The following is a 17,842-nucleotide window of genomic DNA, read 5'->3' as shown; positions in this document are numbered from 1 at the left end:
CGGGAGAGGTTCACCGGGAACGATTCGGTCCCTGAGCCTGTCGAAGGGCACTCAGGTCGCGCCGGTTCTGTGGACGGCGGCGGTCCACCCGGAGTAGCTCCGGTCCCTGAGCAACGCCGCACTGAGCCTGTCGACCGGCGCTGCCCCGTCGGAACGGTTCAGTCCTCCTCGGACACGCCCACCGCGCCCAGGTCGGCACGAGAGCCGTCGCGTGGGATCTCGAGCCACACGTCGAGTTCCTCATCGTCGTCGTCCGGCCCCGCAGCGACACCCGGATCGCGGTGCACCGCACGCAGGCCGACCACGGTCACCGCGACGCGCTCGTCGTCCGGGACGCTCCGCACGATGAAGCGCGTGGCTTGCGAGGCGGCGAGCGCCTCGGCGATCTGCTCGTGGATCGCGTCGAGGACGCCGGCATCCAGCTCCTCGAGGCCACCTTCGTCCAGCATGTTCACGATCGCTCCGCGCCGCCGGGCCGCGAGCACCTCGGATCGGACCGGGTCACTCAGGAGGTGACGCCCGCGGATCTCGTCGCGGAGACTGGCCTCCAGCGTGCGGCACTCCGTGCGATCGGCCACGGAGAGCCTGCCGCCGTTGGCGATGATCGTGCGGAGCATCGGGGTCGCCAGGCGGCCCGTCTGACTGAGGCGTCGTCGCCGCTCGTGCACGTGCGCGTACTGCGCCGCCTGCCAGTCCGAAGTCGCATGCTCCGCCTGCGTGAGGCGCTCGGCGTCGTGCTGCGCCCCAGCGATCGATCGGGTGAGCACACTCGCGAGGACGACCCAGATGAGGCTGCCTGTGACACCCATCCCGAGCGCCAGTCCCGGACCCGCCCAGAGGAGCGACTGGACCGTGAGGAAGACGATCCCGATGTACGCGATCGCCTCCCGCTGCCGGACCACGGTGATCGTCATCAGCGTCCCGATCGACGCGACGTGCCAGGTGGCGTACCCGTTGTTCCGCGTCGGGTCGAGCTGGCTGGTCACGAGTAACGGGACGATGATCGCGGTCGCGAGGTTGATGCTCGCGAGCCACGACGGCATGCGCGTCGTGCCCATCGGCCAGAGACTCAGGACGCTCGCGACGGCGTAGACGAGCATCGCGATGAGGACCGGGACGACGTCGCGGGGTGTCTCGAGCGTCAGCGCCGCGCGGAGCAAATGGTACGCCGAGAACAGGGCGGCGAGGATGACGAGCGCGTACCGCGGTGCCGGGGTCACGAGCCGTGCTCCGGAGACCACTCGATGCGGATGACGGCACCCTCACCCGGACGGGAGATGACCGTCGAGCGGCCCCCGACCGCCGCGACGCGCTCGACGATGGAAACCTTCAGCCCGAGGCGCTCCTCAGCGACCTGCTCGGGGCAGAACCCGACGCCGTCGTCGCCGACGATGACGCAGACGCCGCCGGAGACCGTGCCCTCGATCGACAGGCTCCGGGCCGCTCCCGAACCCGCGTGCTCGACGCTGTTGACCATCGCCTGCACCGTCGCCCAGTAGACCGCGTTCGCGACCGTGACGGGCAGGACCCGGCCGGAGGCCCCCTCGACCGTGACGGAGAACGGTTCACCGAGCATCGACGCGGCCGCACGCAGCCGTTCGATGAGTTCGGCGAGACCGGTGACCTCGTCCTCGTTCGTCATCGGCGCTCCGACACCCTCGAGCTGTTCGATCGCGACCCGCGCCATCATGACGGCGAGCGCCTCCGACTTCGGGGTCAGCGCCCGATCCGCGGCGAGCAGGGAGGCGAGGACGCTGTCGTGGACGATCGAATCGACCTCGACGCGCTCCACCTCCGTGGCGTGCTGCTTGACGGCCGCGTCGTAGGTGGCGAGGGCGGCCGCCCTCGCGATGTCGACCCGACCGGCCAGCACACGGAACAGCCCGACGAGGACGACGATGAGCCCACCGATGATCGTCGCGTACGAAGCGTCGAGCGCACCGATCTCGAAGGACGCCGGCGCGAAGTCGGCGTCGATGACGCGGTTGACGCCGTACATGACCGAGGTCACGACGAGGTACACGATGGCCCCCCGCAACTGCAGCGGGATGCAGGCGAACGCGACGGCGATCGTGCAGAGGTACCAGATCCAGGGTTCCTGGTTGATGTCCGCCGACGCCTGCGCGTTCACCGCCGGCCAGATGAGGAGGGCCACGAAGAACACTGCGGCGAAGACGCCGGAGGCGATGCGGTGGTGCCACAGGAAGAAGCAGCAGATGATGGCGCCGAACATCGTCCCGAAGACGAGGGAGACGTAGAGCACGCCGAACCAGCCGGTGATCTGGACGCCCTGCCCGAGCGTGGTGAACGCGGTCTGCAGTCCGAAGACGAGTCCGATGATCGCGACCGAACGGCCGAGGAGGCGTTCGAAGTTCGCGGTGTTCAGCATCCGGCGCTGAACCTGGGCATCTCTCGTGGTCGAGGGGATCGCGGGATGCCTGGTCGGTGCCCGGAAGCTAGGAGACATCCGTCCCGCCTTGATCGAGGCCGGGGAGGATCCCGTCCTCGACCGCTCGGCGGAGCAGGTCGACCTTCGTCGGTGCCGGGCGCCCCACCTCGACGTACTTCACCCGGATGCGGTCGATGTGCTCTCGGGCCGTGGAGTAGGCGATGCCGAGTTGCATGGCGACGGTCTTCAGTGGCAGGCCGGACGCGTAGAGGTGCAGGACGTCGCGCTCACGACGGCCCAGCTGCGCCCGCGCGAAGTCGCTGTCGGCGTCGATCGCGCTCGCCCACTCGATGTTGTTCAGCGCCTCGCCACGGGCCACCGTGCCGATGGCGGCGATGACCGTGTCCGTCGGCGACGACTTGGGGATGACCCCGGACGCTCCGGCGGCCAGCGCCTCGCGCACCAGTGCGACCCGATCGGCGATGGAGTGGATGAGGACGTGCGCCCCCACCGCCTGCACCGCGTGGATGTTCGAGGTCGGCGTGCTGCCGTCGGAGAGCGAGAGGTCGAGCACGACCACGTCGGGCACCACGCCGTTCAACGCGGCGATGCACTCGACGGCGGTCGGGGCACTCGCCACGACCTGATACCCGGCGTGCGCGCACACCGCTTCGATCCCGAGCCTGACGGACTCGTGATCATCAATGATTGCGACGGTCACCACGGCACCATCGTAGCGAGTGACGGACCCGCCGGGCGCGACGGCCTGATCGCGAGTCGCCTCCGTCGGCACGGGCCCGCTCAAGCCGTTCGCGAGAAGCCCGCGACGGCCTCGAGGTGGTGCGTGTTGGGGAAGAGGTCGTAGGCCGCGAGGTGGTCGAGCTCGTAGCCCTGCTCGGCCAGGAGGGCGACGTCGCGGGACAGCGCGATGGGGTCGCAGGCGACGTAGACGATCGAGGCGGGCCGGAGCTCGCCGAGCATGGCGACGATCTCCGCGCCGGCGCCCGAGCGGGGCGGGTCGAGCACGACGGTCGCGGTGGCGTACCGGGACCGCTCGATCCGACTGCCCGTCGCGATCTCCGACCGCAGGAAGGCGTCGACCTTCGCGGTGACGGCCTGTGCGCCAACCCACTCGGACAGGTTCTCGCCCGCGTACTCGGTGGCGCGTTCGTCACTCTCCACGGTCGTGATGCGGGTGGTGGAGCCGAAGCGGTCGCCCACGCCAGCGGCCAGGAGGCCGACGCCGCCGTAGAGGTCGAGGTTCGCGGCGCGCGGATCGAAGCGCGCGTCGTCGATGGCCGCGGACACGGCCTGCTGGAGGGTCGTCGCAGCCTGACGGTGGACCTGCCAGAATCCGTTCGCGTCGACGATGAACTCGCGCTCGCCGACGAGCTCGCGGATCGGGTCAGCCGCGGGACGGACCGGCTTCGGTCCCCCGCGTCGACCGCGACCGCCACCGCGTCGGCGGTCGCCGCCTCCGGCCTCGTCCGCACGCGTCAGGACGCGGACCGTCCCGGTCGACGAGGCGACGATGTCGATGGAGGTGGTGCCGTGCGGCAGTTCCTCGAGCTTGGCCGCTTCGGCCACCGCTTCGATCGCGAGCGGCAGGTCTTCGACGGGGACGACGTGGTGGGATCTCGAGGCGTAGGGACCGATGTTGCCGTGCTGGTCGACGTGCAGGGAGACCCGCGTCCGCCACCGGGTGCCGTCGGGCGTCTCGCCGTCGATCGCGGCGACCGTGAACTCGGGAGCGACTCCGGCGAACCGTTCGAGGCCTTCCGCGAGGACCTGGTGCTTCAACGCGCGCTGGTGGGCGAGCTCGATGTGTCCGAACTCCGCTCCCCCGGCCCGCTCGCTCGGCTCGCGGTCGACGGAGGCCTCGGCCCAGACGTGCGGACGGCGGTGCTCGGACGGCGTGAGGACCTCCAGGGTCTCCGCCCGCCAGAAGCGCTTCTCGTTCTCGTCGACGATGCGTGCCCGCACGCGCTCACCGGGGAGCGTGTCGGGGACGAAGACCACCCGGCCCTCGTGCCGGGCGACGAAGACACCCCCGTGGGCTACGTTGGTGATGTCCAGTTCCACGGTGCGTGCAGTCGTCGTGCTCATGCGTCGAGCATGTCACACGGGCGGCTGCGGGGAGTCCACCGTCCACTGCAGAAGGAACCGTCATGCGCCTCACGCTCGCCTCCACGTCACCGGCCAGACTCGCCCTGCTGCGGTCGAGTGGCATCGAGCCGATCGTCGTCCCGTCGTCGGTCGACGAGGAACAGGCCGTCGACGACGCGACCCGCGCCGCGGGTGCGCCGCTCGCCCCCGACGAGGTCGTGGCACTCCTCGCCCGCGCGAAGGCGGAGGCCGCTCTGGCCGTCGTGCGCGAACGTGGCGACGCGGTCGACCTCATCCTCGGCGGCGACTCGGTCTTCGTCCTGGACGGCGTGGTCCACGGCAAGCCCCACACCCCCGAGCGCGCCCGCGAACGCTGGCACGCCCAGCGCGGGAGGACGGGGACCCTGTACTCCGGTCACTGGCTCATCGACTGCACCGGCGCCTCGCCGGTCGGGATCGGCGCGGTCGCGAGCGCCGAGGTGTCCTTCGCGGACGACCTCGACGACGCCGAGATCGACGCGTACATCGCCTCGGGTGAGCCCCTGGCGGTGGCGGGGGCGTTCACGATCGACAGTCTGGGTGCCGCCTTCATCACCCGCATCGAGGGCGATCCGTCGACCGTCGTCGGCCTCTCGCTCCCGACCCTGCGGCGTCTCGTCCGCACGCTGGGACACGACTGGCACGAGCTCCGCAACCGGCCCGGAGCCCTCTGACAGCCCAGCCCTTGTAGAGGCGACACGTCGTTCCTGCGACTTTTTTGTGCGTGTGAGCCAAAGGCTCACCCGGGCCTCCCGGTAGGCTCGTGGACTGTGCCATGTATAACCAAGGTCCTCATCGCCAACCGTGGCGAGATCGCCGTCCGCGTCATCCGAGCCGCGAAGGACAGCGGGATCGCCTCCGTCGCCGTCTACGCCGACCAGGATCGCGACGCCATGCACGCCCGACTCGCCGACGAGGCCTACGCCCTCGACGGGACGACGAGCGCGGAGACGTACCTCGTCATCGACAAGCTCCTGTCCATCGCCCGACGGTCCGGCGCCGACGCCGTCCACCCGGGCTACGGCTTCCTCGCCGAGAACGCGGACTTCGCGCGCGCCGTCATGGCCGCAGGGCTGATCTGGATCGGCCCGTCGCCCGAGGCCATCGAGCGGCTCGGCGACAAGGTCTCCGCCCGCCACGTGGCCGAGAAGGTGGGCGCTCCGCTCGCCCCCGGCACGCTCAACCCCGTCTCGGGTGCCGAGGAGGTGCTCGACTTCGTCGACATCCATGGCCTGCCCGTCGCCATCAAGGCGGCGTTCGGCGGTGGCGGTCGCGGCCTGAAGGTCGCCCGCGAGCGCGAGGAGGTCGCCGAGCTCTTCGAGTCGGCCACCCGCGAGGCCATCGCAGCGTTCGGCCGGGGCGAGTGCTTCGTCGAGAAGTACCTCGACCAGCCGCGCCATGTCGAGACACAGTGCCTGGCCGACGCGCACGGCAACGTGGTCGTCGTCTCCACCCGCGACTGCTCGCTGCAGCGTCGCCACCAGAAGCTCGTCGAAGAGGCACCGGCACCCTTCCTCACCGACGACCAGGTGACGGAGCTCTACCGGGCGTCGAAGGCGATCCTCAAGGAGGTCGGTTACCTCGGTGCCGGCACCTGCGAGTTCCTCATCGGCAAGGACGGCACCGTCTCCTTCCTCGAGGTCAACACCCGCCTGCAGGTCGAGCACCCGGTCTCCGAGGAGATCACCGGCATCGACCTCGTCCGCGAGCAGTTCCGTCTCGCCGAGGGCGGCGTCCTCGACTACGACGACCCGCAGCCGAGCGGCCACTCCTTCGAGTTCCGCATCAACGGCGAGGACCCGGGACGCGGCTTCCTCCCGCAGCCGGGCCCGATCCACGTCTTCAAGACCTTCGGCGGCCCCGGTGTCCGCCTCGACTCCGGCGTCACGGCCGGCGACACGATCTCGGGGGCGTTCGACTCGCTCCTCGGCAAGATCATCGTCACGGGACGCACCCGCGAGGAGGCGCTCGAGCGCAGCCGTCGCGCGCTCGACGAGTTCGAGGTCGCCGGCCTCCCCACCGTCATCCCCTTCCACCGCAAGATCGTCCGCGACCCCGCGTTCACCGCGGAGGACGGCACCTTCGGTGTCTACACCCGATGGATCGAGACGGAGTTCGTCAACGACATCGAGCCCTGGGACGGATCCATCGATGCGCAGCAGGCACCCGCTGCCCGCTCGACGGTGGTCGTCGAGGTCGGCGGCAAGCGGCTCGAGGTCAGCCTTCCGGGCGGACAGCTGGGGCTGAACGTCGGTGCACCGGTCGCCGCTCCCGCTCCGCACCGCCGCGGTGGTGCAGCGGTGGTCTCTGGTGCGACGGGAGATTCCGTCTCGGCGCCCATGCAGGCGACCATCGTGAAGCTCGCGGTCGCCGAGGGCGATGTCGTCGTGAAGGGCGACCTCGTCGTCGTCCTCGAGGCGATGAAGATGGAACAGCCCATCACGGCGCACAAGGACGGCACGGTCGGCGCGATCGACGCGACGGTCGGTGCCACGGTCTCCTCGGGTCACCAGCTCCTCACCATCAGCTGACCCGACCGGCGCCTTCGGGCGTCGCATCGGACCCGGCGACGATACGCTGAGCAGGTGTCAGCAGCCGACCTCCTCGAAGATGCGTTGGATCGTGTGGCGGACTTCGACGCCGCCGGTGCGATCGCGCTGCTCGAGGCAGAGCCGCACGCGGTGTCCGATCCCCGCGTCCTCGCCCTCCTGTCCTACGCCCGGTTCACCACCGCCGATTTCGCGGGTTGTCGCCGGGACGCGGTGGACGCGCTCGCCGCCTCGACGGACTCCGACCGGACGACCCGCCTGCTCGTGCTCGGGGCCGCCGGACTCGCCCTCGGGTCGGACCGCTCGTCCGGCTCGGAGCTGGAGGGGTGCTTCGCGGAGGCGGACGCCCTCGTCGACGACGGCGGGGACCTCGAACCGACCCTGGCCTGGCTCGTCGGGTACCTGCTCGTCGAGGGCGCCGTCGTCAACGTCCTGATCCACGCCGCCCGGCGCTTCGCCGACGCGTTCACCGATGAGATCGCCGCCACCCCTGGCCGCTTGTACCGGACCCTCGTCGACGGGGTCCTCGCCCGGCTGCTCCTCAACGAGGGACGCGTCGCCGAGGCCGAGGCTGCAGCGCTCGCGATGTTCGAGCGGGCCGGGAGCGGACCGACCGCCCTGTACGCGGAGGCCGTGCAGTGCCTCGTCGCCGGGAACCGTGCCGAGCAGGGGGCGACCAGGACGCTCGCACGCCGCGTCCGTCAGGCCATCCCCGAGCCCACGGGCGCCTTCCAGACAACGTGCTACCTCCTCGTCGGCTACGGTCTGGCCGCCCTCGCGGACGACCACGGAGCCGCAGCCCTCGCGCGGAGCGCCTCGGGGAACGACTTCAGCGGCCTGTCCGTCCAGGACCGGGCCCTCGCGATCGAGCTGCTCGTCTCGAGCGCCTTCCTCGACCGCGACATCGTCGAATCGGAACGCCTCATCGGCTTCATCGCCGCCGACGTCGACCGCAGGGTCCCCGGGCCGGCCATCCTCCGGATGCAGTGCAAGCTCGAACTCCTCCGTGGGCGACCCGCCGAGGCGCTGGCGCTCGCGCGCACGGCGACCACCCGCGCGTTGGTCGACGGCCGCATGCTGGAAGCCGGGATCGGTGAGATCCTCGCGACGCGTGCCCTCATCGCCATGTCCGACCGGACGCAGGCCGTCCGTGAGTTGGCCGCGCTCGCCGAGCAGGCGGTCCGCGGCGGGCATACCGCCGCGACCCGCTCCGCCGCGCGGGAGCTGAAGGCGATCGGCCGACGTCTCGCGCCGGTCGCGGGATCGGGTTGGGACGGACTGTCGCCGCGCGAACGCGAGGTCGCCCTGCTCTCCGCGGAGGGCAACTCGACGGCGGAGATCGCGTCCGTCCTCCAGCTCTCCTCGCGCACGGTCGACGCGCACGTCACCCGGGTGCTCGCCGCGTTCGGGATCGTGTCCCGCCGCCAGCTCCCCTCACGACTCCCGGCGACACTGCCGTTGACCGCCGTCCCCGTTCCGACCGCACCGCTCACGCCCCGACAGCGGGATCTCACCGAACTCGTCGCGGACGGCCTGTCGAACGACGAGATCGCGACGGCCCTCGGCATCTCCCGCAAGACCGTGGAGAAGCACCTGAGCGCCGTCTTCCACGCCTGGGGCGTGCGCTCGCGGGTCGCCGTCGCACGCATCGTGCTCGCGAACCGCGATCGGTGAACCCCGGCGCCTCGCCGACGGTTCGACGAGGACGACGCCTATTCGACGATGTGCATGGCGCGCGCCGCGTCGGTGATCGACCCGGTGAGTGACGGGTAGACCGTGAAGGCACGCGCGACCTGGTCGACGTTCAGCCGCTGCTCGACCGCGAGGGCGAGCGGGAAGATGAGCTCGCTGGCCTTCGGGGCGACGATGACGCCGCCGATGACCGTCCCGCTACCGGTCCGCGCGAACAGCTTGACGAAGCCGTCCTTGATGCCCATCATCTTCGCGCGCGGGTTCTGGGCGAGCGGCAGCTTGTAGATCTCACCCTGGGCGATGCCGTCCTCGATCTGCTTCTGGGTCCAGCCCACGGTCGCGATCTCGGGCTGCGTGAAGATGTTCGCGGCGACGTTGCGGATCTCGGTCGGGTTCACCGCGTCGCCCATCGCGTGCAGCATCGAGGTGCGACCCTGCATCGACGCGACGGACGCGAGCGGCAGGAAGGTCGTGCAGTCACCGGCGGCGTAGATGTTGGGGACGCTGGTGCGCGCCACCCGGTTGACGCGGATGTGCCCGGAATCGGTCAGCTGCACGCCGGCCTCCTCGAGACCGATCCCGGCGGTGTTGGGCACCGAACCGACCGCCATGAGGCAGTGCGAACCCTCGACCGTGCGGCCGTCCGAGAGCGTGGCGACGACGCCGTGCTCGGTCCGGGTGACGGAGTCGGCCCGCGACTTCGACAGGACCGTCATGCCGTTGCGCTTGAAGACGTTCTCGATGACCGCCGCCGCATCGGCGTCCTCACCGGGCAGCACCTGGTCGCGGCTCGAGATGAGCGTGACCTTGGAGCCGAGCGCCGTGTAGGCGGAGGCGAACTCGGCGCCCGTGACGCCCGAGCCGACGACGATGAGGTGCTCGGGGACGGAGGTGAGGTTGTAGAGCTGCGTCCAGGTGAGGATGCGCTCGCCGTCCGGCAGCGCGGAGGGCAACTGGCGCGGGCTGGCCCCGACGGAGACGACGACGGTGTCGGCCTCGATGCGGTCGAAATCGGTGCCGGCGGACAGATCGGTCGAGACGATGACCTCGTTCGGTCCGTCGAGCCGCCCCTGGCCGTTGACGATGCGGACCCCGGCACGGATGAGACTCGCCCGCATGTCCTCGGACTGCTGGCGGGCCAGTCCGAGCAGTCGCTTGTTGACGGCGGCGAGGTTCACCGCGACCTCGGGACGGCTGGGTTTCCCGGTGGTCTCCGAGCGGACGAAGAACTGCACACCGAGGTCGGCCGCCTCGCCGATGGCCCCGACCGCGTCGGCCGTGGCGATGAGGCTCTTGGACGGGACGACGTCGGTGATGACCGCCGCTCCGCCGACGCCCGAACGCTCCACCAGCGTGACGTCGGCGCCGAGCTGCGCCCCGGCGAGGGCCGCCTCGTACCCGCCGGGTCCGCCTCCGATGATCGCCACTCGCTGCTTGCGTTCGAACTCGTAGGCCATGCGTCCATTCTCGCGCGCCACCAGGGGCGGGACCAAACCCGTCGGGCCCGGCGATCGCCGCGATCGTGCGCGGATGAGCGGGGCCGGCACGGTTGGGTGCCGGCCCCGCCTCTGTCTAGAGTGAGAGGATGTCCGAAACCTCAGCGAATCCACTCGATCTGTCCGACGTCGATCCCTTCGAGATCGCCCGCGAAGCCGCCGGCCAGATCGCCGAGAAGACCGGCGTGGAACGCCACGACATCGCGCTCACCCTCGGTAGCGGCTGGGGCAAGGCCGCCGATCTGATCGGCGAGACGACGGCGACGATCCCGGCCTCGGAGATCGTCGGCTTCTCGAAGCCGGCGCTCGAGGGCCACGTGGGCACCCTGCGCTCGGTCCTGCTCCCGAGCGGGAAGCGTGCGCTCGTCATCGGCGCCCGGACGCACTACTACGAGAACCACGGTGTCCGCCGGGTCGTGCACAGTGTCCGGACGGCCGCTGCGGCCGGCGCGGGCATCATGGTGCTGACGAACGGCGCCGGTGGCATCAAGGACCACTGGACGCCCGGCACGCCCGTGCTGATCAGCGACCACATCAACCTCACGGCCGACTCGCCGCTCGAGGGCGCGACGTTCATCGACCTCACCGACCTCTACGCCAAGCGGCTGCGGGACATCGCGCACAGCGTCGCTCCGGAGCTCGACGAAGGCGTTTACACGCAGTTCCGCGGACCGCACTACGAGACCCCGGCCGAGGTCCAGATGGCGAAGGCGATCGGTGGCCACATCGTCGGCATGTCGACCGCGCTCGAGGCGATCGCCGCACGTCAGGCCGGCATGGAAGTCCTCGGGATGTCGCTCATCACGAACCTCGCGGCCGGCATCCAGCAGACGCCGCTCAGCCACGCTGAGGTCATCGAGGCCGGCCAGGCGGCCGAACCGGTGATCAGCAAGCTCCTCGCGCAGATCGTCGCGGCCCTGTGAGCGAGGCGACGAGCCTGCTCGCGACCGCCGAGGCCTGGCTCGCCCAGGATCCCGACGACGAGACCCGGGCCGAACTGGCAGGCCTCGTCGAACGTGCCCGCGTGTCCGACGACGTGGCCGTCGCAGAACTGCACGACCGCTTCGACACCCGGCTGCAGTTCGGCACGGCCGGGCTCCGCGGACGCATCGAGGCCGGTTCCAACCGGATGAACCGGGTCCTCGTGTCGCAGGCCGCGGCCGGACTCGCCGCCTACCTGCTCGAGCAGGCGCCGGCAGGCGTGACGCCGAGCGTCGTCATCGGATACGACGGCCGGAAGAACTCCGCCGTGTTCGCCAGCGACACCGCCGAACTGATGGCCGGTGCCGGCGTCCGCGCCATCCTGCTCCCACGGCTCCTGCCGACGCCCGTCCTCGCGTTCGCCGTGCGGTTCTTCGACGCCTCGGCCGGCGTCATGGTGACCGCGAGTCACAATCCGCCCGCCGACAACGGCTACAAGGTGTACCTGGGCGGCGAGCACCACGGGTCCCAGATCGTCTCCCCCGCCGACGCGGCCATCGCCGCCCACATCGGGCGCATCGCCGAGACGGCGCTCGTCCAGGACCTCCCGCGCAGCGACGGGTTCGAGATCGCGGGTGAGGATGTCGTCGACGCCTATGTCGCCGAGACCGCGGCCGTCGCTCCCGCCCCGGCGGGCGGCCAGCTGCGCGTCGTCTACACGGCCATGCACGGCGTGGGTTGGGAGACCACCCGACGCGTCCTCGAGACCGCCGGGTACCCGGCACCGGAACTCGTCACCGAGCAGATCGATCCCGATCCCACCTTCCGGACCGTCAGCTTCCCGAACCCGGAGGAGCCGGGCGCACTCGACCTGTCCTTCGCGACGGCCCGAGCGGTCGGCGCCGACCTCATCATCGCCAACGACCCCGATGCCGACCGCCTGGCGATCGCGATCCCAGACGACGCGGCACCGTCGGGGTTCCGTCGACTCACCGGCAACGAGGTCGGTCTCCTCCTCGGCTGGCGGGCCGCCCAGGCCGCCAGTGCTGCACTCGACGGCGATGCAGCACCCGAGGGCACGCTCGCGTGCTCGATCGTCTCCTCCCCCGCCCTGCGCATCGTCGCCGAGGCGCACGGCCTCGAGTTCCGCGAGACGCTCACCGGGTTCAAGTGGATCTCCCGGACGCCGGGCATGCTCTTCGGCTTCGAGGAGGCCCTCGGCTACCTCGTGAACCCCGGGACCGTGCGCGACAAGGACGGCATCTCGGCCGCCGTCGCGTTCCTCGGTCTCGCGACGGCGTCGGCGCAGGCGGGCGAGAGCGTCGCGGGGCTCCTCGACCGGTTCGCGGACACCTTCGGTTCCTTCGGCAGCGACCAGATCTCCATCCGCTACGCGGAGCTCAGCCGCATCGACGAGGTCATGTCCGGACTGCGGGCGCTCCCACCGACGGAACTGGCGGGCGCCCGGGTGACCCGGATCGACGACCTCGCCGACGGGTTCGAGGCGCTCCCGCCGAGCGACGTCCTGCGCGTCTGGCTCGACGACGGCACCAGGGTCATGATCCGGCCGAGCGGCACGGAGCCGAAGCTCAAGGTGTACGTCGACGTCCAGTCCGCCGACGGTGACGCCGCCGAGCGGGCGGCGACGGTCACGGCCCGGCTCGCCGCGCTGCGGACGGACCTGACGGCGCTCGTCTCCTAGCAGCTCGACGGGCCGAGCGGCCTGGCGGTGTGCGGCCCGGAGACCGGGCCGCACCGGTCAGCCGATGGCGCGTTCGAGCTTCTCGGTGAGTTCGGCGAGGTCGAAGTAGTTGTCGATGACGACGATGTCGGCGAAGGTCTTGCCGATGCGCTCGACGAGTTCCGGCGAGGTCAGGATCACCTGGGCGTCGGCCGCGGTCGTGCCGAGGCTCTCGATGTCACCGGCGACGACGTCGGCCTCGAGGTCGAGGCGTTCGAGCGCGCGTTCGGCGTTGAGCTTGAGGATCGCGGAGGAGCCGACCCCCGAACCGCAGACGGCGACGATCTTCATGCCTGGTCTCCGATGCTCAGGGGGGACGCACCGAACACGGCCCGCACCTCGTCGAGCGTCGTGGCCGCTGCGAGCCGCGGGATGGCGGTCTCGTCGTTGAAGACGTTGGCGATCTCCGCCACCCAGCCCACGTGCGACTCGGCGGTGGTGACCGCGAGGCCGAGGACCACTGACACGGGGTCGTTGTGGGGGTGGCCGAACCGGACCGGAGCAGCGAGCGTCGCGACGACGAGGGCGTCCTCGTGGACGTCGGCACCCGGTCGGGCGTGCGCGAGCGCCAGGCCCGGCGCGATCACGACGTATGCGCCGAACTCCTCGACGACGTCGATCATCCGCTGGGTGTACGCGACGTCCGTCGCGTGGGTGTCGGACAGCAGCGCTCCGGCTACGCGGATCGCCTCGCGCCAGTCGTCTGCATCGACGTGGAGCGCGACGCTGGCTTCGGACAGTTCTGGGAGTGGCATCGCTTCAATCAGAGGATCGGTAGACCCGAATGGATCGGAACCATCGTAACGCTGCGAGGCTGGAAGCCTGCCGCGCAGGTGCCGCCCAGGCGGTCGCCGGAGCAGCACCTGCCGACATCGTCAGTCCTCGTCGTCGTCGTCGAGGAACTCGTCGAACGCCTCCGAGATGCGGTCGGCCAGGGCCTCGCGGATCTCCAGCGGCTGGAACGTCGCGGCGGCGGCGTTCAGCTGGAAGGTCTCCAGGTCGGTGAGGTCGTAGTCGAACGCCTCGGAGAGGAGCGCGAGCTCCTTCGTCAGGCTCGTGTCGCTCATGGTGCGGTTGTCGACGTTGACCGTGACGGCGAAGTCGAGCTGGTAGAGCAGGTCGAACGGGTGGTCCTCGAGCTCCTCGCCCCAGGCCGCGATGGCGCCGGTCTGCAGGTTCGACTGCGGGCTGAGCTCCAACGGGATCTTGCGGTCGCGGACCCACTCCGCGACGGGACCGAGCGTGGCGTAGAGGGACTCGGCGTCGTCGCGCTCGATGAAGATGTCCTCGGCGATGCGGACACCGTGGCCGAGTCGCAACGCACGGCCGTCGAGCATGGCGCTCCGGATCGACTCGATGCCGTCGGCCTCCCCCGCGTGGACGGTCACCGGGAACAGCTCGGCCGCGAGGTAGTCGAACGCCAGTCGGTGCTTGCTGGCGGGGAAGCCCGCCTCGGCGCCGGCGATGTCGAACCCGACCACGCCGCGCTCGCGATGGCGCACGGCGAGCTCAGCGATCTCGAGGGCGCGGTCGGCGTGCCGCATGGCCGTGATGAGCTGGCCGATCTGGATGTCGGAGCCGGAGTGGGCCGCATCCTTGATGCCGAGCTCGATGCCCTCCTGGACGGCCTCGACGACCGCGTCGAGGCTGAGACCCCGGGTGAGGTGCTGTTCGGGAGCCCAGCGCACCTCGCCGTAGATGACGCCGTCCGCAGCGAGGTCCTGGACGAACTCGCGCGCGATGCGGACGAGCCCCTCCTCGGTCTGCATGACCGCGGTGCTGAGGTCGAAGGTCTTCAGGTACTCGACGAGCGAGCCGGCGTTGCACTGCGTGTAGAACCAGTCGGCCAGGCCGTCGGGGTCCGACACAGGGACGTCGACACCGTTCGCTTCGCCCAGCTCGATGATCGTGGCGGGCCGCACACCGCCGTCGAGGTGGTCGTGGAGCGAGATCTTCGGGAGCGCGCGGAGGTCGACGCCGGAGAGGGGGGATTCGTCTGCAGAGGTCACGGGGTTCACTGTACCGCTCACGCTCACCGCGCGACATGGCCCGTCCTCGCCGGTTCGCCCGTGTGGCTGTCCGGCGCACTCCGCGACGACCACACGGGGCGAGTGAGTAGTGGATCAGGGGCGCCAGCCTCGGCCGCGGAGACGGACGGCGAGTCGATCCAGCAGGTCGGCGCCGTCACGCAGATCGTCATCCGTGACACGCATGATGTGCCATCCAGCAGCTTCGAGGTCGTCGATCCGACGAATGTCGATGCGCCACTGGGCGCGGTTCGTGCGGTGATGGTCGCCCTCGTATTCGAGAGCGAGCTGCTGGGTCGGGAACGCGAGGTCCAGACGCACCCGCCGTCCACCGGGCCGGAGCGTCAACTCGTGATTCGGCGACGGCGACGGGAACGGGTACTCACTCAGCACGATGAGCACTCTGAGCATGGACTCGCGGTGCGATTGGGAACGGTCCGACAGCAGTGGAAGCGCTGCACGGAGGGAGCGGACACCGGCGCGCGTCACGTCGACGGCATCCTCGAGTTCTCGCCCGGTGCACAGCGGGTCCTGGAACCACAACAACCGGTCGCCCACGGCGACGAGCCCCGGGACATCGATCAGATTCGCCAGATCGCACCAGGTGCGAGCGGGGGTCGTCACCGGCAATCCGAAACGCACGGCCTTCTCCGTCTCGGACAGCACCGACCGGTGTCCGATGACTCCTACCCCACGTCTCGCCCTGCCCGGTGGCGGGGTCGTCACGTGCAGCGACGGCGGCAGCGTTCCATCGGGCAACGGTAGCCCCCAGACCGATGCAGCCGTGTGATGGCTGAAGACGGACCCGAGCGGTAGCTTGGGCAGGTACGCTCGCGCCAGCTGAACCGGATCCTCAGCATCGAACCCACTCGCGGCCAGCCGGACTCCGCGAAACGGGGCGGCCAGTTCAGGATTGCGGAGTTGCGCTCGAGTGACTCCGTGCTGCATCGCTGCCGCTGTCGAGAGCGCGCCGGCGGCAGTAGGCGGGAGCGGTTTCCGAAAGCCCATCCCCCGAGTTTCGACGCCGGTCCTGCCCCGCGCTTCACTCCGACCGGCTGATGGGCACGCGCCAGCCGGCGGGGTCGCTGTGGAGCAGGGTCAGCGGGTATCCATTCGCCCCGTGTGGCGGTCCAAGGCAGAATTGGACAACCACACGGGGCGAACGGGCGGCCGTCAGGCCTCGATGCGGGCCCGGACGATGGGGCCGCGCGGGGGCGCGGTGTCCTCGATCGTGTAGGCACCCTCGAGGGCCTCGAGCGCCCGCGGGAAGCGGGCCGCATCGTCGGCGCTCAGCGTGAAGAGGGGCTGTCCGGCCCGGACCTCGTCGCCCGGCTTCGCGCGCAGGTCGATGCCCGCCGCGTGGATGACCGGGTCCTGCTGCCTGGCCCGACCGGCACCGAGGCGCCAGGCCGCGATGCCGAACGGCAGTGCCTCCTGCGTCGCCAGCACGCCGTCGCGCGACGCCGTGACGACGTGGGTCTCCTTGGCCACCGGCAGCGTTGCGTCCGGGTCGCCGTCCTGCGCGCGGATCATGCGCTTCCAGACGTCCATGGCCCGACCGTCCGCGAGGGCGCCCTCGACGTCAGCGTCCGGCTGTCCGGCGAGGGTCAGCATCTCCCGCGCGAGGGCGAGGGTCAACTCGACGACGTCCGCCGGACCGCCACCCGCGAGGACCTCGACGGACTCGCGGACCTCGTTCGCGTTGCCGATCGCGAGGCCGAGCGGGACGTTCATGTCCGTCAACAGCGCGGTCGTGGCCACACCGGCGTCCGTTCCGAGCGCGACCATCGTGCGCGCCAGTTCCTCGGCACGTCCGTAGTCCTGCATGAAGGCGCCGGAGCCGAACTTGACGTCGAGGACGAGCGCCCCGGTGCCTTCGGCGATCTTCTTCGACATGATGCTCGACGCGATGAGCGGGATCGCCTCGACCGTGCCCGTCGTGTCGCGCAGGGCGTACAGACGCTTGTCGGCCGGGGCGAGACCGGAGCCGGCGGCGCAGATGACCGCGCCGACGTCCGCCAGCTGCGCCATCATCTCGTCGTTCGTCAACGCCGCACGCCAGCCGGGGATGCTCTCGAGCTTGTCGAGCGTCCCACCCGTGTGCCCGAGCCCGCGGCCCGACAGCTGCGGCACCGCGACGCCGAAGACGGCGACGAGCGGGGCGAGCGGCAGGGTGATCTTGTCGCCGACGCCGCCGGTCGAGTGCTTGTCCGAGGTCGGCTTGTCGAGCGACGCGAAACTCATCCGCTCACCGCTCGCGATCATCGCCATCGTGAGGTCGCGGATTTCGCGCCGCTCCATGCCGTTCAGCAGGATCGCCATCGCCAGCGCCGACATCTGCTCGTCGGCGACATAGCCACGGGTGAAGGCGTCGATCAGCCAGTCGATCTGCGGCGTCGACAGCTCTCCGCGGTCCCGCTTCGTGCGGATGAGGTCGACGACGTCGAATGCTTCTACGGAACTCATGCGTGGTACTCCTCGAGTTGACGTGGTCCGAAGGCGTCCGGCAGGACCTCGTCGATGGTGCGGATACCGGAGACGGTGTCGAGCAGCATGCCCGCCGTCGAGTGTTCGTACAGCAGCTGTCGGCACCGGCCGCACGGCATGAGGCGTTCGCCCTTGCCGTCGACGCAGGCGAACGCCACGAGGCGTCCTCCGCCAGACATGTGGAGGGCGGAGACGAGCGCGCACTCCGCGCACAGCGTCAGGCCGTAGCTGGCGTTCTCGACGTTGCAGCCGGAGATGATCCGGCCGTCGTCGACGAGAGCAGCCGCGCCGACCGGGAACCGGCTGTAGGGCACGTAGGCGTGACCCATCGCCTCCCGGGCCGCGGTGTGCAGCGCCTCCCAGTCGACGGGTGGCGTGGTCGCCGTGTCGCTCAC

At 70.5% G+C, this 17,842-nt stretch carries 16 protein-coding genes; 5 read left to right on the top strand and 11 right to left on the bottom strand.

The features are described 5' to 3' along the window. Positions 1 to 158 precede the first annotated feature (158 nt). From ACZZZB_RS16655 to ACZZZB_RS16640, 4 genes are all read right to left on the bottom strand, one after another. Positions 159 to 1,220 (bottom strand): hypothetical protein, encoded by a 1,062-nt coding sequence (locus ACZZZB_RS16655; protein WP_463530289.1) that lies wholly within the window; start codon positions 1,218 to 1,220, stop codon positions 159 to 161. Further along, positions 1,217 to 2,389 carry a sensor histidine kinase gene (locus ACZZZB_RS16650; protein ID WP_463530288.1) on the bottom strand — a complete coding sequence of 391 codons (1,173 nt, stop codon included), beginning with the start codon at positions 2,387 to 2,389 and terminating at the stop codon, positions 1,217 to 1,219. Before ACZZZB_RS16650 ends, ACZZZB_RS16655 begins: the two co-directional genes overlap by 4 nt. A gap of 67 nt (positions 2,390 to 2,456) precedes the next feature. Then, positions 2,457 to 3,113, bottom strand: a complete 657-nt coding sequence (locus tag ACZZZB_RS16645) for a response regulator transcription factor (protein WP_064294846.1) — start codon at positions 3,111 to 3,113, stop codon at positions 2,457 to 2,459. Between the two features lie 77 nt (positions 3,114 to 3,190). Further along, complete coding sequence (locus ACZZZB_RS16640) at positions 3,191 to 4,495, bottom strand: class I SAM-dependent RNA methyltransferase (RefSeq protein ID WP_463530287.1); 1,305 nt, start codon at positions 4,493 to 4,495, stop codon at positions 3,191 to 3,193. Positions 4,496 to 4,557: 62 nt separating this feature from the next. Between ACZZZB_RS16640 and ACZZZB_RS16635 the strand changes: the two genes are divergently transcribed. The 3 genes from ACZZZB_RS16635 (at position 4,558) to ACZZZB_RS16625 (ending at position 8,757) form a co-directional block, all read left to right on the top strand. After that, entirely contained in the window at positions 4,558 to 5,208 is a 651-nt protein-coding gene (locus tag ACZZZB_RS16635; RefSeq protein ID WP_463530286.1) for a Maf family protein, read from the top strand. A 96-nt stretch (positions 5,209 to 5,304) separates the two neighbouring features. Then, the gene (locus ACZZZB_RS16630) at positions 5,305 to 7,065 is read left to right on the top strand and encodes an acetyl-CoA carboxylase biotin carboxylase subunit (protein WP_463530285.1); all 1,761 of its coding nucleotides are present in this window, start codon (positions 5,305 to 5,307) and stop codon (positions 7,063 to 7,065) included. 54 nt (positions 7,066 to 7,119) lie between these two features. Continuing rightward, entirely contained in the window at positions 7,120 to 8,757 is a 1,638-nt protein-coding gene (locus tag ACZZZB_RS16625) for a helix-turn-helix transcriptional regulator (RefSeq protein WP_463530284.1), read from the top strand. A 38-nt stretch (positions 8,758 to 8,795) separates the two neighbouring features. Here the strand turns inward: ACZZZB_RS16625 and ACZZZB_RS16620 are convergent, their stop codons facing one another. After that, positions 8,796 to 10,232: an NAD(P)H-quinone dehydrogenase gene (locus ACZZZB_RS16620; RefSeq protein WP_064294841.1), complete on the bottom strand. Its 1,437-nt coding sequence runs from the start codon at positions 10,230 to 10,232 to the stop codon at positions 8,796 to 8,798. A 128-nt stretch (positions 10,233 to 10,360) separates the two neighbouring features. Here ACZZZB_RS16620 and ACZZZB_RS16615 point away from each other — a divergent pair, with 128 nt between their 5' ends. Further along, the gene (locus ACZZZB_RS16615; RefSeq protein WP_079707324.1) at positions 10,361 to 11,194 is read left to right on the top strand and encodes a purine-nucleoside phosphorylase; all 834 of its coding nucleotides are present in this window, start codon (positions 10,361 to 10,363) and stop codon (positions 11,192 to 11,194) included. Then, positions 11,191 to 12,894 (top strand): phospho-sugar mutase, encoded by a 1,704-nt coding sequence (locus ACZZZB_RS16610; protein ID WP_463530283.1) that lies wholly within the window; start codon positions 11,191 to 11,193, stop codon positions 12,892 to 12,894. Before ACZZZB_RS16615 ends, ACZZZB_RS16610 begins: the two co-directional genes overlap by 4 nt. A gap of 57 nt (positions 12,895 to 12,951) precedes the next feature. On the opposite strand, the gene ACZZZB_RS16605 is transcribed toward ACZZZB_RS16610, so the two are convergent. From ACZZZB_RS16605 to ACZZZB_RS16580, 6 genes are all read right to left on the bottom strand, one after another. Next, entirely contained in the window at positions 12,952 to 13,224 is a 273-nt protein-coding gene (locus ACZZZB_RS16605; protein ID WP_064294838.1) for a PTS sugar transporter subunit IIB, read from the bottom strand. Then, positions 13,221 to 13,688 carry a PTS sugar transporter subunit IIA gene (locus tag ACZZZB_RS16600; protein ID WP_463530282.1) on the bottom strand — a complete coding sequence of 156 codons (468 nt, stop codon included), beginning with the start codon at positions 13,686 to 13,688 and terminating at the stop codon, positions 13,221 to 13,223. The genes ACZZZB_RS16605 and ACZZZB_RS16600 overlap by 4 nt, the downstream gene beginning before the upstream one ends. Before the next feature lie 120 nt (positions 13,689 to 13,808). Beyond that, complete coding sequence (locus ACZZZB_RS16595) at positions 13,809 to 14,942, bottom strand: adenosine deaminase (RefSeq protein ID WP_137243424.1); 1,134 nt, start codon at positions 14,940 to 14,942, stop codon at positions 13,809 to 13,811. Positions 14,943 to 15,056: 114 nt separating this feature from the next. Continuing rightward, positions 15,057 to 15,584 (bottom strand): hypothetical protein, encoded by a 528-nt coding sequence (locus tag ACZZZB_RS16590; protein ID WP_463530281.1) that lies wholly within the window; start codon positions 15,582 to 15,584, stop codon positions 15,057 to 15,059. A 549-nt stretch (positions 15,585 to 16,133) separates the two neighbouring features. Beyond that, on the bottom strand, positions 16,134 to 17,426 hold the full coding sequence (locus ACZZZB_RS16585) for a thymidine phosphorylase (protein ID WP_463530280.1): 1,293 nt from the start codon (positions 17,424 to 17,426) through the stop codon (positions 16,134 to 16,136). After that, positions 17,423 to 17,842, bottom strand: coding sequence for a cytidine deaminase (locus tag ACZZZB_RS16580; RefSeq protein ID WP_463530279.1), 420 nt, complete (start codon positions 17,840 to 17,842; stop codon positions 17,423 to 17,425). Before ACZZZB_RS16580 ends, ACZZZB_RS16585 begins: the two co-directional genes overlap by 4 nt.

Source organism: Plantibacter sp. AC185 (assembly GCF_979258065.1).
The sequence above is the reverse complement of the archived record's forward strand: the minus strand, read 5'-3'. Positions and strand labels throughout refer to the sequence as shown.

Excerpts from the sequence above, each read along its gene's own strand:
- ACZZZB_RS16650 (WP_463530288.1), bottom strand. The coding sequence starts at position 2,389 with ATGCTGAACACCGCGAACTTCGAACGCCTCCTCGGCCGTTCGGTCGCG.
- ACZZZB_RS16640 (WP_463530287.1), bottom strand. The coding sequence starts at position 4,495 with ATGAGCACGACGACTGCACGCACCGTGGAACTGGACATCACCAACGTA.
- ACZZZB_RS16605 (WP_064294838.1), bottom strand. The coding sequence starts at position 13,224 with ATGAAGATCGTCGCCGTCTGCGGTTCGGGGGTCGGCTCCTCCGCGATC.
- ACZZZB_RS16635 (WP_463530286.1), top strand. The coding sequence starts at position 4,558 with ATGCGCCTCACGCTCGCCTCCACGTCACCGGCCAGACTCGCCCTGCTG.
- ACZZZB_RS16600 (WP_463530282.1), bottom strand. The coding sequence starts at position 13,688 with ATGCCACTCCCAGAACTGTCCGAAGCCAGCGTCGCGCTCCACGTCGAT.
- ACZZZB_RS16615 (WP_079707324.1), top strand. The coding sequence starts at position 10,361 with ATGTCCGAAACCTCAGCGAATCCACTCGATCTGTCCGACGTCGATCCC.
- ACZZZB_RS16585 (WP_463530280.1), bottom strand. The coding sequence starts at position 17,426 with ATGAGTTCCGTAGAAGCATTCGACGTCGTCGACCTCATCCGCACGAAG.
- ACZZZB_RS16620 (WP_064294841.1), bottom strand. The coding sequence starts at position 10,232 with ATGGCCTACGAGTTCGAACGCAAGCAGCGAGTGGCGATCATCGGAGGC.